15 protein-coding genes are annotated in these 13,709 nt (G+C 44.5%); 5 read left to right on the top strand and 10 right to left on the bottom strand.

Features of this window, described 5'->3' with window-relative positions; genetic code table 11:
- Positions 1–73: 73 nt before the first annotated feature.
- Positions 74–844: a biotin/lipoate A/B protein ligase family protein gene (locus ACMXYX_RS08920; RefSeq protein WP_415896283.1), complete on the bottom strand. Its 771-nt coding sequence runs from the start codon at positions 842–844 to the stop codon at positions 74–76.
- Between the two features lie 88 nt (positions 845–932).
- On the opposite strand from ACMXYX_RS08920, the gene ACMXYX_RS08915 reads away from it, so the two are divergent.
- The 3 genes from ACMXYX_RS08915 to ACMXYX_RS08905 are packed head-to-tail and all read left to right on the top strand — an operon-like array spanning position 933 to position 2,197.
- Positions 933–1,322, top strand: coding sequence for a YkgJ family cysteine cluster protein (locus ACMXYX_RS08915; protein ID WP_415881348.1), 390 nt, complete (start codon positions 933–935; stop codon positions 1,320–1,322).
- An 8-nt stretch (positions 1,323–1,330) separates the two neighbouring features.
- Entirely contained in the window at positions 1,331–1,972 is a 642-nt protein-coding gene (locus ACMXYX_RS08910; protein ID WP_415881347.1) for a glutathione S-transferase, read from the top strand.
- Positions 1,973–1,984: 12 nt separating this feature from the next.
- Positions 1,985–2,197, top strand: a complete 213-nt coding sequence (locus tag ACMXYX_RS08905; protein ID WP_415881346.1) for a hypothetical protein — start codon at positions 1,985–1,987, stop codon at positions 2,195–2,197.
- A 54-nt stretch (positions 2,198–2,251) separates the two neighbouring features.
- Here the strand turns inward: ACMXYX_RS08905 and ACMXYX_RS08900 are convergent, their stop codons facing one another.
- The gene (locus tag ACMXYX_RS08900) at positions 2,252–3,052 is read right to left on the bottom strand and encodes an ion transporter (RefSeq protein WP_415881345.1); all 801 of its coding nucleotides are present in this window, start codon (positions 3,050–3,052) and stop codon (positions 2,252–2,254) included.
- 240 nt (positions 3,053–3,292) lie between these two features.
- On the opposite strand from ACMXYX_RS08900, the gene ACMXYX_RS08895 reads away from it, so the two are divergent.
- Complete coding sequence (locus ACMXYX_RS08895) at positions 3,293–3,799, top strand: YqhA family protein (protein ID WP_415881344.1); 507 nt, start codon at positions 3,293–3,295, stop codon at positions 3,797–3,799.
- Between the two features lie 28 nt (positions 3,800–3,827).
- On the opposite strand, the gene rarD is transcribed toward ACMXYX_RS08895, so the two are convergent.
- Together rarD and ACMXYX_RS08885 are read right to left on the bottom strand one after the other, a co-directional pair.
- A complete protein-coding gene (gene rarD, locus ACMXYX_RS08890; protein ID WP_415896282.1) occupies positions 3,828–4,766 on the bottom strand; it encodes an EamA family transporter RarD in 939 nt (312 codons plus the stop codon).
- A 6-nt stretch (positions 4,767–4,772) separates the two neighbouring features.
- A complete protein-coding gene (locus ACMXYX_RS08885; protein WP_415881342.1) occupies positions 4,773–5,786 on the bottom strand; it encodes a hypothetical protein in 1,014 nt (337 codons plus the stop codon).
- A 146-nt stretch (positions 5,787–5,932) separates the two neighbouring features.
- On the opposite strand from ACMXYX_RS08885, the gene ACMXYX_RS08880 reads away from it, so the two are divergent.
- Complete coding sequence (locus ACMXYX_RS08880; RefSeq protein WP_415881341.1) at positions 5,933–6,406, top strand: Lrp/AsnC family transcriptional regulator; 474 nt, start codon at positions 5,933–5,935, stop codon at positions 6,404–6,406.
- Positions 6,407–6,594: 188 nt separating this feature from the next.
- Here the strand turns inward: ACMXYX_RS08880 and ACMXYX_RS08875 are convergent, their stop codons facing one another.
- Genes ACMXYX_RS08875 through ACMXYX_RS08850 form a run of 6 tightly spaced genes read right to left on the bottom strand, consistent with a single transcriptional unit; the run spans position 6,595 to position 13,677 of the window.
- The gene (locus ACMXYX_RS08875; protein WP_415881340.1) at positions 6,595–7,548 is read right to left on the bottom strand and encodes a formate dehydrogenase subunit gamma; all 954 of its coding nucleotides are present in this window, start codon (positions 7,546–7,548) and stop codon (positions 6,595–6,597) included.
- A 56-nt stretch (positions 7,549–7,604) separates the two neighbouring features.
- Positions 7,605–8,210, bottom strand: coding sequence for a formate dehydrogenase FDH3 subunit beta (fdh3B, locus tag ACMXYX_RS08870; RefSeq protein WP_415881339.1), 606 nt, complete (start codon positions 8,208–8,210; stop codon positions 7,605–7,607).
- A gap of 13 nt (positions 8,211–8,223) precedes the next feature.
- Entirely contained in the window at positions 8,224–11,088 is a 2,865-nt protein-coding gene (locus ACMXYX_RS08865; RefSeq protein ID WP_415881338.1) for a molybdopterin-dependent oxidoreductase, read from the bottom strand.
- Between the two features lie 20 nt (positions 11,089–11,108).
- Positions 11,109–11,312: a hypothetical protein gene (locus tag ACMXYX_RS08860; RefSeq protein ID WP_415881337.1), complete on the bottom strand. Its 204-nt coding sequence runs from the start codon at positions 11,310–11,312 to the stop codon at positions 11,109–11,111.
- 51 nt (positions 11,313–11,363) lie between these two features.
- On the bottom strand, positions 11,364–11,996 hold the full coding sequence (locus tag ACMXYX_RS08855; protein ID WP_415881336.1) for a TorD/DmsD family molecular chaperone: 633 nt from the start codon (positions 11,994–11,996) through the stop codon (positions 11,364–11,366).
- Between the two features lie 10 nt (positions 11,997–12,006).
- On the bottom strand, positions 12,007–13,677 hold the full coding sequence (locus ACMXYX_RS08850; RefSeq protein ID WP_415896281.1) for a 4Fe-4S binding protein: 1,671 nt from the start codon (positions 13,675–13,677) through the stop codon (positions 12,007–12,009).
- Between the last annotated feature and the right edge of the window lie 32 nt (positions 13,678–13,709).

Below are 13,709 nucleotides of genomic sequence, written 5' to 3'. Positions count from 1 at the left end.
AGAGTGGTGGGCTTTCCTTTGCCCGGTAGCTCTTATCCGTGAACGCTGGCTATTATTGATTGTGATTATTAAATTAGCGTGACAAGGTCAGTTTTTTTAACTCTTCAATCATCAGTCCTCGGATATAGGTAGTAAATTGTTCAGGTTGCTGTGCACGGTCAACAAGATCAATAAGGCTGGTTGCGACCTCAGGTTTAAAGCGGCGATCATTTCCAGCCAGTTGGTAAAAGCGATTCACCCAATGGGTGCCATTAGCCGAGTCAACATCTACCATCAGCATCGCTTGTGCTAGGACTCCTTGCTTTACATTTTTGTTGTTAGGCGGTGACAACATGATTTTTTGTGCTGTGCCAGTAATCTTCAGCCCATCAACATTGAGATTGTAACGGCCATCGCAATAAGAGCCTTCGGTGCAGCCATAATCTGCCTTGAGTCCGATCTTTGATAGTGCGCGTTTAATAGGTTCGCATAGGGCGATATAAACCATATCTAAATTAAAAGCCTGATCTGTACGCTGCGGAAATATTATGGCTAGGTTGATAATGCCTTGTTGCAGCGGAACTGCGGTGCCGCCACTATCACGGACGATAACGGGCCAATGTTCTTGTTCGAGTTGTTTGCAGGCTTGATCAAAGTTTGGGAATCGAGTTTCCTTCCTAGTGGCAACTAGGCATTGGGTTGTTTCCCAAATGCGTGCGGTTGCACCCCGTTTAGTTTGTGCAACCTCTTTTAATAAGGCGAAATCTTGTTCAAGAGCTTGTATAGGGTTGCAGCAGATAGGCTCATCGATAATTCGCCATCTTTTTTGTTGGGTGAAAATATCTGTAAAACTGGTTTCAGACATTAAAGCTCCGAATAAACAATTAGGGGTTGTTCATGCATTTGATAATGCTATGATCGCCCTCAAATTTATAGCACGCTGATTAATCTAAATGAACAAAACAATTCCAGCAGCCAACGTAGATAACTTGAGTACTTGGGTGAAGTATAAGAGTAGTCACTGCGATTCTTGCAGAGGCACTTGCTGTAGCTTGCCTGTAGAGGTTCGCTTTAGTGATTTAGTAAGAATGGGTGTAGTGGATGAGTTCGAGGCAGGTGAGCCTGCGAAGCGTTTAGCGAAGCGTTTGATGAAAGAGGGTGTGGTAGGGCACTTTAATCATAAATCAGAGATTTACACACTATCGCGCTATGCTAATGATGATTGTATCTATCTAGATCAAAAAACAAGATTGTGTACTATCTATCTACAACGCCCTGATACATGTAGAAATCACCCTAAGGTTGGTCCTAAGCCGGGTTTCTGTGCTTATCAGCCAAAATAGAGCAGAATATGAATCGACCAATCCTATATTCATTTCGTCGCTGTCCCTATGCAATCAGAGCGCGTCTAGCAATTGAGCAATCCGGTGTTGAAGTTGAGCTCAGAGAGATCGTGCTACGAGATAAACCAGAACATATGCTGGAAATCTCACCTAAAGGAACGGTTCCAGTTCTATTGCTTCCTGATGGAACAGTGATAGATGAAAGCTTAGAAATCATGCATTGGGCATTGGCTCAGAATGATTGTGACGCTTGGCATGATGCCGATAGCAAACAGATTGATCAATTGATCGAAGCAAATGATTATGAGTTTAAAGGCTGGTTGGATAAGTACAAATACTCTGATCGCCACCCAGAGCATTCGCAGACCTATTACCGTAATAAATGTGAGTTATGGTTGGTTCAGCTAGAAGAGCTTTTACAACAGCACAGTGGATCGCTACTGGCGGGTGGAAAATCATTAGCCGATTATGCGCTTTTACCGTTCATTCGGCAGTTTGCGCATGTAAATCTCGATTGGTTTAAAGCTGCAGATTATCCGCATGTGCAAAGTTGGTTATCAGATTTTAAAGAATCAGATCTCTTTCTTGGTGTTATGAAGAAATATAAACCATGGAAAGAATCACAAGAGTTAATCGTGTTTCCAGAATAGATGTCTTACGAAATGGACAAGGATGCTATGACCCTAAGTTATAAACGAAAAAACAAACTAAAGCCTACGACTGCTGAAGAAAAAGCTGAAAATCTTGGTCAGGCAGTATCGACATTATGTGATCCTAACAACCAAGCATGGTGTGAGGCATGTAAGGATTTATTGCTGCAAGATAACCTGGTTGAAAGTGAGTGCGTTTTTCGTAAAGAAAGTACGGAAAGTTAGCCGCAGTTTTAGGCTTTAAATAAAAGGGGAGCCAAATGGCTCCCCTTGTCGTTTTTACTGTTTCTCTTTAATGAGCTGCTTTAGCTCTTCGATCTGTTTAGAAAGGTCTTCGATGGTTAAATCGCCATCAGCCAGTGCTTTCTCTTTGGCTTCTTCTGCGTGCTCATTTTCCATTACATTTACAACGATACCGATTACCATGTTTAGGAACGCAAATGTAGTTAGGAAGATAAAAGTTAAGTAGAAAATCCAGCTAAATGAATAAACAGACATGGTTTCATACATAACATCCGTCCAATCTTCGAATGTCATAACCCTAAATAGCGTGAGCATCGAGATTGAGATGTCTCCCCAAAGTGTCGGGTTAATATGGGCAAAGAATGAAGCACCGATTGCTGCATAGATATAGAAGATGATGAACATCAACAGGATAACGTAACCAAGCTGCGGCAGAGCTTTAATTAGAGAGTTAAGGAGCAAGCGTAGCTCAGGCACCATAGATACCATTCGTAATACACGGAAGATACGGATCAGTCGGCCGATCAGTGCCATTTCACTGTCTTGGATTGGTATCAAGCTGACGACAACGATAATCGTGTCAAAGACGTTCCAAGGGTTCTTAAAAAAGTTCTTTTTATCCGGTTCACCGATAAAGCGTACTGTTATCTCAACTAGGAAGAATAGAGTGATACCTGTATCAAGCCAGCTAATAAGCGTTAACACATGATCAGGAATATCGTAGGTCTTTGCGCCAATAACCAAGGCAGAAAAGATGATAACTGCCACAACAAAGAATTCAAATATACGATTGTTCCGGAGTTTAAAGAATTTATCCTGAAGGGTTAGTGTGCTCATGGTGACTTAAACTCGAGTAAATAATTCAGCGTGAACTTTACTGTTGTTTGGCAAGGTTGAATAGATCTTTTAGTGAAAAAAATGTCGTTCTTTTGTGAGTCATTAGGTGATGCTATCAGTATCATATTTATCAGGCGGTTGGATGATAAAAACGGTCCTGAAGGAGCGTTTTTAATTCAATTACCATGTGAAATACTTGCGCAAATTTTCAGAATTGCACCTTAAAAAAGGAGTTAGGTGATGAGAAAGGTTGAGCAAGGATTATGGTCATTAAGATGGATTATGCTTTTGACCGTTTTTTCTGTAATGGCCGGTGCATTGTTGCTGGTGGGCTTTGTGATTTATGACTTTGTCCACTTAGCACAAGTAGCCTTCTCAGAGGGTATTGGTTTGAATGCGCGTACCGAGCTGTTAATGATCCTTATTGAAATCATTGACCAGGCCTTGATGGCCGGCGTGATGTTGATGTTTGGTTTCGGTATCTACGAAATTTTTATTAGTAAGATGAATGTGGAGGGTGGTAGTAGTCAGCGGCCGAAGTTGCTGGTTATTGAGAGTATTGATCAGCTCAAAGGTAAATTGGGTGCTATGGTCATCATGATGCTAATTGTTAAGTTTCTATCTTTAAGTACAGAGATGGAAATATCAGAACCGTCAGATCTTCTTATGTATGCAGCATCAGTGGCTTTACTCGGTTTAGCGTTGTTCTTAACTAATGCCAAAATGAAAGACAAACAAGCTAAATAGAACACATTCACCAAGGCTAGGCGTTGTCCTAGCCTTGAGTACTCTCTTCTGTTTTAGGCGTTATCAGATCCTGCTTTTTGCGTTGTTGCACGAGTACGCCTTCCACACTAAATATTGCCAAAGCAATCCAGATCATCACAAACGTGATGAGTCGATCTTGATCCATGGGTTCGTTGTAATAAAACACCGCAATAAGAAAAGCGATGCTTGGGCCTATATATTGGAGTAGGCCAACCATGGTAAGACTTAATCTTCTAGCGCCAGCGGCAAATGCTATCAAAGGTAAGCTGGTAACCAGCCCTGCAGCCAGCAACAACACTTGTACCTCTGTAGAGCCATTTAGCAGTACAAAATTATTTTGTGAACTAAGCCAAATCATATAAACCAAGGCCATTGGAAATAGCCATAAAGTCTCAACTAATAGGCCTGTAATTGAGTCTATCGGGATCTTCTTTCTTAAGACACTATAGATAGAAAAGCTGGTGGCTAGCGTCAGTGCTACCCAGGGTAGTTCACCAATTAAAATGATTTGGTAAAGCACTGCAACAGCGGCAATGGCAACAGCGATTAATTGTAAGAAACGAAGTCTTTCCGAAAATATAAAGAATCCAAAGACTATATTTATCAATGGGTTAATAAAATAACCTAGGGTTGTTTCAACAATTCTTTGTTCGGAGACCGCCCATATAAATACTAGCCAGTTAATAGAAATAACTAATGCTGACAGGCCTAGGCTGAGCAAAATTTTAGGGTTGTTTCTGAGTGCAGCAAGTTCACTGAGCTTACCTTTAAGTAAAAGGAAAAGCCCCAGGAAAACCACAGACCAAACTACTCGATGTGCTAAGACTTCAAATGCTGGTACGTCATCGACCGCTTTAAAATAAACCGGTACAAGCCCCCACATAAGAAACGCGGCGACAGCATAGTAAATACCTTTTTGGTGCTCGCTGGCTCTCAGATTCTGCATATCAAATTACTGTTTTAGGCTTTGGGTATTAGGCAGCGATACGTCTCTAAATAGAAAACGTTGTTGAAAGCTATCGCTGGTTAAAGAGACTAAGCGGGTTAGTAGACTGATGAGTAGAATGCTGAAAATAAGCCTAGCCCACAGAATTCCAGAAAGATCAGCCCCCATAGTCATGATAAGTAAGGTGTCTTCGATTAAGCTGTGGCACAGACTAAGTAAGCAAAGGGCTGAAAAGCAGTCTCTAGGGCTAACATTGCCACTTTCTGCTTCACGGATAAGCAAACCGCCGCCAAACGACAAGCCTAGAGTCACACCGACGATCGCCAGAGATGTGGCTTTCTTGCTGATGCCCATAAACCTTAAAAAAGGTTGTAGCAGCCAAATCATTAAGCGTTCTATGTGTAGCCAGCGGAGCAGCTTTAGAAGTGTGAGCAGTGCTGTGACTATCACCACGATCATAGCAAGGCTTTGTAGTTGGGTGAGTATCCAGTTAATCAGGCTTGGATCAGTAGCTTCAGGTTGCCACAACAGTTCGACAGGTGCGTTAAGCCAGTCACCTGCTGAATAGGTCAGATTAAGCAGAGCACCTAAAATAAGTGCGCCAACAAAGCGTAAAAGAAAGGCAAATATAAGGCGCATACCCGCTTTCTGAGTGATTCGTAATTCTAGCGGTAGGCCATGAGCGACAAGGAGCATCGTGCCGAGAACTGTAACTTGGGCAACACTGAGATTCTCTTGAGGCGCTGTTTGAAAGAAAATAACTAAGCCTGCGTAGATATTGGTCAACATGGTGGTCGCCCAGACGATGCCCATGGACTCGGGTAAGCCTACAAATAGCATTAATGGTTCTAACGCAGCGCTGATGTAAGGAATTGCGCCAATCTCTTCCAGGATCTTTACAGCAATGATGATAGGTATGGTTAGCTTGAATAGTAGTAAGCAGACGGCATAGATCTCACGGCCAAGATCGGGCAGTGTTATGTTTAAAAGATCATGTGTACTGACTGGCTTAATCATCATCGGAATACTTCAGTAGATTGAATTAGCTATTTTAATTAAGCTTGTGAAAATAAAATTAGAAAAATTATCTTAGAAATTAATATAAATTTTGTTTTTGCGAATTTTTTCTAATTTAATTACAAAAAAATCTTAATGAGTGGAATCTAATGGATGTTCAATTAGATCGTATCGATCGTCATATCCTTAAATGTCTGCAGGTGGATAATCGAATAAGTAACCAAGCGCTGGCTGAGGAGGTAGGCTTGTCGCCACCTGCGTGCTTGCGACGGGTTAAACAGTTACGTGAGCAGGGCATCATTATGGCCGATGTGGCCATAGTGAACCCGAGGGCTTTAGGTAAGGTGCTGAATATTATCGTAGAGGTTGAGATGATCCGAGACTCTATCGATGTTCATGACATGTTTATGCGCAAAATGCAAGACGCCACAGAGGTTACTCAGTGTTACCAAGTGACGGGTGATATCGATTTTGTATTGGTCATTATGGTGCCGGATATGGAAGCATACGAGGCGTTTGCTCGTCGTGATTTAGCCAGTGATCCAAATCTTAGAAAATTTCGTTCGTTAATCTCATTGCGTAGAAACAAGTTCACAACAGAAGTAGATGTAGATCATCTTTAAGTGCTTACAGAAGAGAGTATTTAACTAGAGTTAGAGCAGACACAAAAAAGCCGGCTTGGATAAGCCGGCAAAAGAAGCACGTTTGTCAGGGTATGTACAAACGTTATGGTGAAGATAGTGATGTGCCTTTTATTAAGGGTTGTACAGCTAAATAAAAGGCACCGGGTAAGAGATATTACAACCAGGAATTAACTATCCTGTTTGCCTTTAACCTCTTCGTACCATAGATCGTGATGTTGTTTAGCCCAGGTTTCATCAACGTAACCTGTCTTCATGCCTTCCAGTGCACCTTCAGTACCTACCGTACCGATATAGATGTGACCAAAAGAACCAACAATCAGAATCAAAGAACCAGCAGCATGTAGTAAGTTGGCAATCTGCATAGTTTCACGAACTTGACCGAAGTTTTGGAAATCCAAAACCAGGCCACTACCGCAAACAACAATACCAACGATTGTTAGAAGCCAGAACCAAACTTTTTCACCGCCATTCATGTATCCAGCACTAGGGTGCGCATTACCAATAATGCCGCCACCTTTTAGGAACCAGATTAGATCTGTACGGTTAAAGAAGTTATGTTTGATCCAGCGAACAATCATAAACAATAGGCCAATAACAAAGATCGGACCTAAGTAGTTATGCGCTAGCTTGCAAAGCATAATGTAGCTTGCCCACAACGAATCACCCATGGCCGCTCTTAAGAAGAACTTCCCGTAAAGGATGCTCAAACCAGAGATCGCTAAGATGATAAACAGGATAGCCACAGTCCAATGGTTTGCTCGATCTAATCGTTTCCAGCGCTCAATAAGCTGACCAGAACGAGGGTGATCAAGTTTTTTCTGACCAACGATTAGGTAGAAAATTGCAAGGACAGCAAGGGTGCCGCCAATAGCGTAAGCACCTGCAGGTGTAACCCATTGGTTACGCCAGTGGCGCCATTCTTCACCTTTCACATTGATCAATTGACCTGCTTCTCGTGCTTGAACTTGAGTGCGACCTTCTTCAGCTTCCTTCACTACTTGCCAATAGTCAGCGCCAGCAAAGCCAGCAACTTTGGCATCTGAAGGTACTGCTTGAGCAAAGCCTGAAAAAAGCAGCGCAATCAGCAAAACAATTCGAGATGGCAAAATAAAGCGGAGCATAATGTCCCCTCTAGTCAATGTGCCGGGAGCAAGCTCCCGGCAACCTGTTGGGTTTATCAGACTTTCTGAGTTGCGTCGTAAGACAGATCTTCTTCTGTCATAGACCAAGCACCGTCGTTGTGACCACGGTAGATCACACGCTCACGGAAGATGTCAGAAACGTCGTTGGCATCACCAGCAAGTAGGGCTTTTGTAGAGCACATCTCTGCACATAGTGGCAGTTTACCCTCAGCAATACGGTTAGCACCGTACTTCGCTTTCTCTTCAGGGCTGTTGTCCTCTTCTGGGCCGCCTGCACAGAATGTACATTTGTCCATCTTGCCACGCTCACCGAAAGCAGCGTCGCTAGGGAACTGTGGTGCGCCAAATGGGCAAGCGTATAAGCAGTAACCACAACCAATACATAGGTCTTTGTTATGCAATACGATGCCGTCGTCTGTCTGATAGAAACAGTCAGTAGGGCAGACCGCCATACATGGAGCATCAGAACAATGCATGCATGCTACGGAGATCGAAGTTTCACCCGGCTCACCATCGTTGATAGTTACAACGCGGCGACGGTTGATACCCCATTCCACTTCATTTGCGTTTTTACATGCTGTAACACAGCCGTTGCATTCGATACAACGCTTGGAGTCACAGAGGAATTTCATTCTAGCCATTGTCTGTTACTCCTTACGCAGTAGCTTTCTGAACGCGACACAAGGTAACCTTAGTTTCCTGCATCTGTGTAACTGGGTCATAACCGTAAGTGGTAGCAGTGTTAGCTGCTTCACCTACTACATAAGGTGCTGCACCTTCTGGGTACTTATCAGTTAGATCTTTACCCTGGAACTTACCACCGAAGTGGAACGGCATGAATGCAACGCCTTGTTCTACACGGCGTGTAACAAGTGCTTTAACAAGAACTTTACCGCCTTCAGCGCCTTCTACCCATACATCTTCGCCATCTTTAAAGCCAAGAGTATTTGCATCAGCCGGGTGTACTTCAACAAACATGTCTTGTTGTAGTTCAGCAAGCCATGGATTAGAACGCGTCTCTTCACCACCACCTTCATACTCAACCAGACGACCGGAAGTAAGAATGATTGGGTACTCTTTAGAAAGATCTTTGTCCTGAATAGACTTGTACATAGTCGGTAGACGGTACATGGACTCAGAGTCATCCCAAGTTGGGTACTTGCTTACTAGGTCACGACGAGTCGTGTATAGCGGTTCACGGTGTAGAGGTACTTTGTCTGGGAATGTCCAAACAACTGCACGTGCTTTCGCGTTACCGAATGGAGAACAGCCGTGAGCGATAGCAACACGTTGGATACCACCAGAAAGGTCGGTCTTCCAGTTTTTGCCTTCAGCCAGTTTCTTCTCTTCAGCAGTTAGGTCATCCCACCAGCCAAGCTTCTTAAGAAGTTTGTCAGTGAATTCTGGGTAACCATCTTTAATTTCAGAACCTTTACCGAAAGAGCCTTCAGCAAGTAGGTTAACGCCGTCACGTTCAACACCGAAGCGAGCACGGAAGGTCAAACCACCTTCAGCTACAGATTTGCTTGTATCGTAAAGGATTGGTGTGCCAGGGTGGCCCTGCTCAGCAGTACCCCAACATGGCCATGGCATACCGTAGTATTCGCCATTCGCTGGACCGCCTTCGCCTGCAAGAGTGTCATAGTTAAACGTGTGCCAGTTTTTCTGGTGTAGTTTAAGACGCTCAGGGCTCTGACCTGTGTAACCGATAGTCCACATGCCTTTGTTGAATTCACGTGTGATGTCTTCAACTACAGGCTGGCCGTTTTGGATAGCGATGTTTTTGAACAGTTGCTTCTCGAAACCAAACTTCTTAGCGAACAAGTACATGATTTCGTGGTCAGGTTTAGATTCGAATAGAGGTTCGATAACCTGGTCACGCCACTGTAGAGAACGGTTTGAAGCTGTAACAGAACCGTAAGTCTCGAACTGAGTACATGCAGGGATCAGGTAAACGCCATCTTTACGATCAGACATTACCGCAGCATGAGTTGGGTAAGGATCAACGATTACTAGGGTATCTAGTTTTTCGATCGCTTTTTTCATTTCTGGACCACGAGTCTGGGAGTTCACAGCGTGACCCCAAGCAACCATAACGCGAACGTTATCGTTCTGATCCATCAAGTTTTTATCTTCTAGAACACCGTCAATCCAACGAGAAACTGGAATACCTTTGTTGTTCATAGGTTTCAGTTTACGGTGAACTTTCTGGTCGAAGCGGCTTTGCATCCACTCGAAATCTACGTCCCAAACTTTTGACCAGTGCTTCCAAGCACCATCAGAAAGACCATAGTAACCAGGTAGGGTGTGAGATAGTACGCCAAGGTCAGTAGCACCCTGTACGTTATCGTGGCCACGGAAGATGTTAGTACCGCCACCAGATGTACCCATGTTACCTAGGGCAAGCATCAAGATGCAGTAAGCACGAGTATTGTTGTTACCCGTAGTATGCTGAGTACCACCCATACACCAGATAACAGTACCTGGACGGTTTTCAGCTAGCTCTTTAGCTGCGCGGCGCATTTGTGCTTCTTTAACACCAGTAACACTTTCAACTTCTTCTGGTGTCCAGTTTTTCACTTCTGCACGAACTTCGTCCATGCCGTATACGCGCTGTTGGATAAACTGCTTGTCTTCCCAACCGTTCTCAAAGATGTGCCACAGTAGGCCCCAGATGAACGCAACGTCAGAGCCTGGGCGAATGCGGATGTATTCGTTCGCATGAGCTGCAGTACGAGTGAAACGAGGGTCAACACAGATGATGTGTGCCTTGTTGCGCTCTTTAGCACGGAAGATGTGCTGTAGAGAAACAGGGTGAGCTTCAGCTGGGTTAGAACCAATTAGCAAAATGGATTTTGCGAAGTGGATATCGTTGAATGAGTTTGTCATCGCACCGTAACCCCAAGTGTTTGCTACACCGGCTACAGTTGTTGAGTGACAGATACGCGCCTGGTGGTCTACGTTGTTAGTACCCCACATCGCTGCGTATTTACGGAATAAGTAAGCTTGTTCGTTGCTGAATTTAGCCGAACCCAACCAGTAGACTGAATCTGGGCCAGATTCTTTACGAACCTGTAGCATTTTGTCACCAACTTCGTTGATAGCGTCTTCCCAGGAGATTTTCTTCCATTTGCCATCAACAAGCTTCATTGGGTATTTCAAACGACGGTCACCGTGACCGTGCTCACGTAGGGCAGCACCTTTAGCGCAGTGTGCACCTGCGTTGAATGGGTGGTCGAATGCTGGCTCTTGACCAGTCCAAACACCGTTTTGTACTTCAGCATAAACACCGCAACCTACAGAGCAGTGTGAACAGATAGTACGTTTTACTTCTGTAGGTGCACCTGGAGCTACAGTTGCAGCTTCAGCCTGCTTCATCATGCCTGGTGCCATGATGCCTGCAGTCGCAACACCACCCGCTGCTACACCTGAATTCTTCAGGAAGCGACGGCGGCTCAAACCTAGACCGGTTGCCTTCGACGGAGCCGCAGGCTGATCGGATTTTTTCGTTAGTCTCATTTCCTCACCTCTTGCGGCTATCAGTTACGACAAGTTTCGTAAAAGTTACGAACGTGCTCAGTTTCTTTGTAACCGGAACCTTCCTGTTTCTCACCTGATTCAGCAGTAGTAACTTTTGCTTGCGCAGTGCCCGCTACGGCAACTGCACCAGCGGCAGTACCCGCTAATCCAAGTTTCTTCAAGAAGCCGCGGCGGCCTGTGTTAGGCTTTTCTTGCTGGCTCATTTTGTTTCTCCGCATCAACGTCGACAGATTTTGTCTGTCTTTGCCCTGTTTTTATTGTTTTCCGCCCTCACGTGCGGCAGGTGATAACTGCAGGTACCAGTTATCTTCCTGTTGCATAAACGCATGACCTAACAAGCCAACCGCAGTATAAAAAACGGCAGTTTTTGCGCTCTGCAAATCTGTAAAAAACTTTTCTGCCCAGGTTTGGATATGTTTCTGCCAAAACTGGTGTTGTACTTCATAACCACGACCTGTGCGGATCAGCATGCTCATCACTTCACATAGCGCCGCAATGTGGTCTTCTGGTTCTTTCACGTTTTCTTGGCGTTCAAAACCAAGAATTTCGAGATCTTCACGTAGGAAGGCAAGTGGCTTTTCCATTAGGGAGCCGGTTAAGTACCAGCACGCAAATGGCATTAACTCACCACGTCCTACACCGATAAAAAGTTGGGTGTATTCATCTTCTAATTGAGATGGCTCAGAGTGCTTCGCAGCAAGAGCAAGAGTGCTCCATGCACGAGCCATTGGTGTGTCTTCATCTTGATCTGATTCAAGCTCTTTTAACCAAGCAAGTAGGTCAGCTTCAGGCTGTTTGCGTAGCATTGTTGCTAGTAGTGCGTAAATGTCTGCGCGAAGCTCATCTGTTTCTTGTAGAGCAGGGGCTGCATTGATCATATTAGTCATATCCTGCTCCTTACAGTTCTAGTTGCTTTTCAGGGTTAGCGGTCAGATCGGTGTAGATGTCATTTACACGACAGTCTTCACACATCTTTAATCGTTGAATGGCATCGCCTTGGAAGAATCGATGTGAGCTCAATTTCTCGATCATCTTGTCAACAGTGCGTTTAGGCGCAAATGGCTTACCGCAAGAGATGCATTCAAATGCTTCGTCTGTATGGATCTGAACAGGGATTGCGCGTTCAGCTTTCAGATTTAGCTGTGTAACAAGCTCAATTGCATTTTCAGGACATGCGCTTTCGCACATGCCGCATTGCACGCAGCTTTGTTCACGGAAATTAAGGGCCGGCATTTCTCCGCCATCAGTCAGAGATTGGGTGGGACAGACGGCAACGCAAGACAGGCACAAAGTACAGCTTGAGCTGTTTACGTTGACCTGACCGAAAGGAGCGCCCGCCGGCAAGGCAATATAATCTTGGTTTGCAGTTTCGCCATGCTCAGTTAAATGCTCTAGAGCAACGAACAATGCTTCACGCTTATTTGTCTCAGCCACGACTGCAATAGTCGGGATGTTGCGGTAAGACGAAGCAGATTGGGCGTTAGGCAGATCATCTTGTGTGATTAGTTTAATCTGCTCAGTAGAGTAGCCTAACCCTTCAAGCATAGCGTGGGTTGTTTTTAATTCACGTTTAAGCAGATCGCGAACCATATCAGGGACATTAGGTGTATCTAGCAGTAATACTTGCTGTGCACCAGAGGCTAAACTAACTAACCAGCTTTCCTGTCCTGCTGCTGCCACTTCTTCTAGTGAAACAGGTAGAACATTGTCAGAAAGAAGTTCTGGTTGGTTGGCAATGATCTCAGCTCCAACTTCATGATCATGGATTAGAATCGTTGGTGCTGTGCCGCCGTTATTCTGATAAGTAGAAATCAATCGGTGCAAATAATTATGCAGCATCACCGGTTGAGGTAATGCGTAAGAGATCGCTCCTGTAGGGCAGGCTGTAGCACAACCCCCAGCACCATGGCACATATGAGGATTGATCTCGATTAAATCTTTAAAAGAGGTAATCGCATCCGCAGGGCAAACATCCAAACAGCGAGTACAGCCCGTTTGACCGCGATTACTGTGTGCGCAGATGTCGTTATTAATTTGGAAGTAACGAGGCTTTTCAAATTCACCAATGTAGTTCGGTAGCTCTTCGATGACTTCAGAAAATGTGCTGCTTTCAGGTGAAACGTGGAAGTAGCCTGCAGGCGTTAGATCTGTGGTGAATAGAGACTCTTGGCCTAAATTTAAAATCAGATCAAAGCAGTTTTTATTCTGAGCAATCTTTGCGAAATTTTCGTTATTACCCTGATGATCGATAGTAACTTGAAACTGACCTAGGAAACCTTTGATCTGGTTAAGTTTCGCAGTGTGAACTTTAAGCTCAGGCGATGCGTCAATTGCGCGTTGTAGGTGATCAGTATCAGTATTGCTAATTGGGTCGGTAGCAAGAAGAGTGATGCTTGCCATGCCGGACAGTTGTGCTGCAGCTAAACGAATAGTGTCCTCGGCACCCGTAATCAATAAGTGACCGTAGGTGCTGTAAGTTACTGTCGCAGGCGCTAGGTTCTGCGGAAAAGATACTTGTTTTATCGCCAAATCACGTGCTTTGGCGTTTACACTCTGCTCTGTCGTCATTCTCTACCTCACTGACTGAAATAGGGTGCATT

Source organism: Neptuniibacter sp. QD72_48 (genome assembly GCF_047778065.1).
Classification (GTDB): Bacteria; Pseudomonadota; Gammaproteobacteria; order Pseudomonadales; family Balneatricaceae; genus Neptuniibacter.
This window is presented reverse-complemented; position numbering and strand designations above follow the sequence as displayed.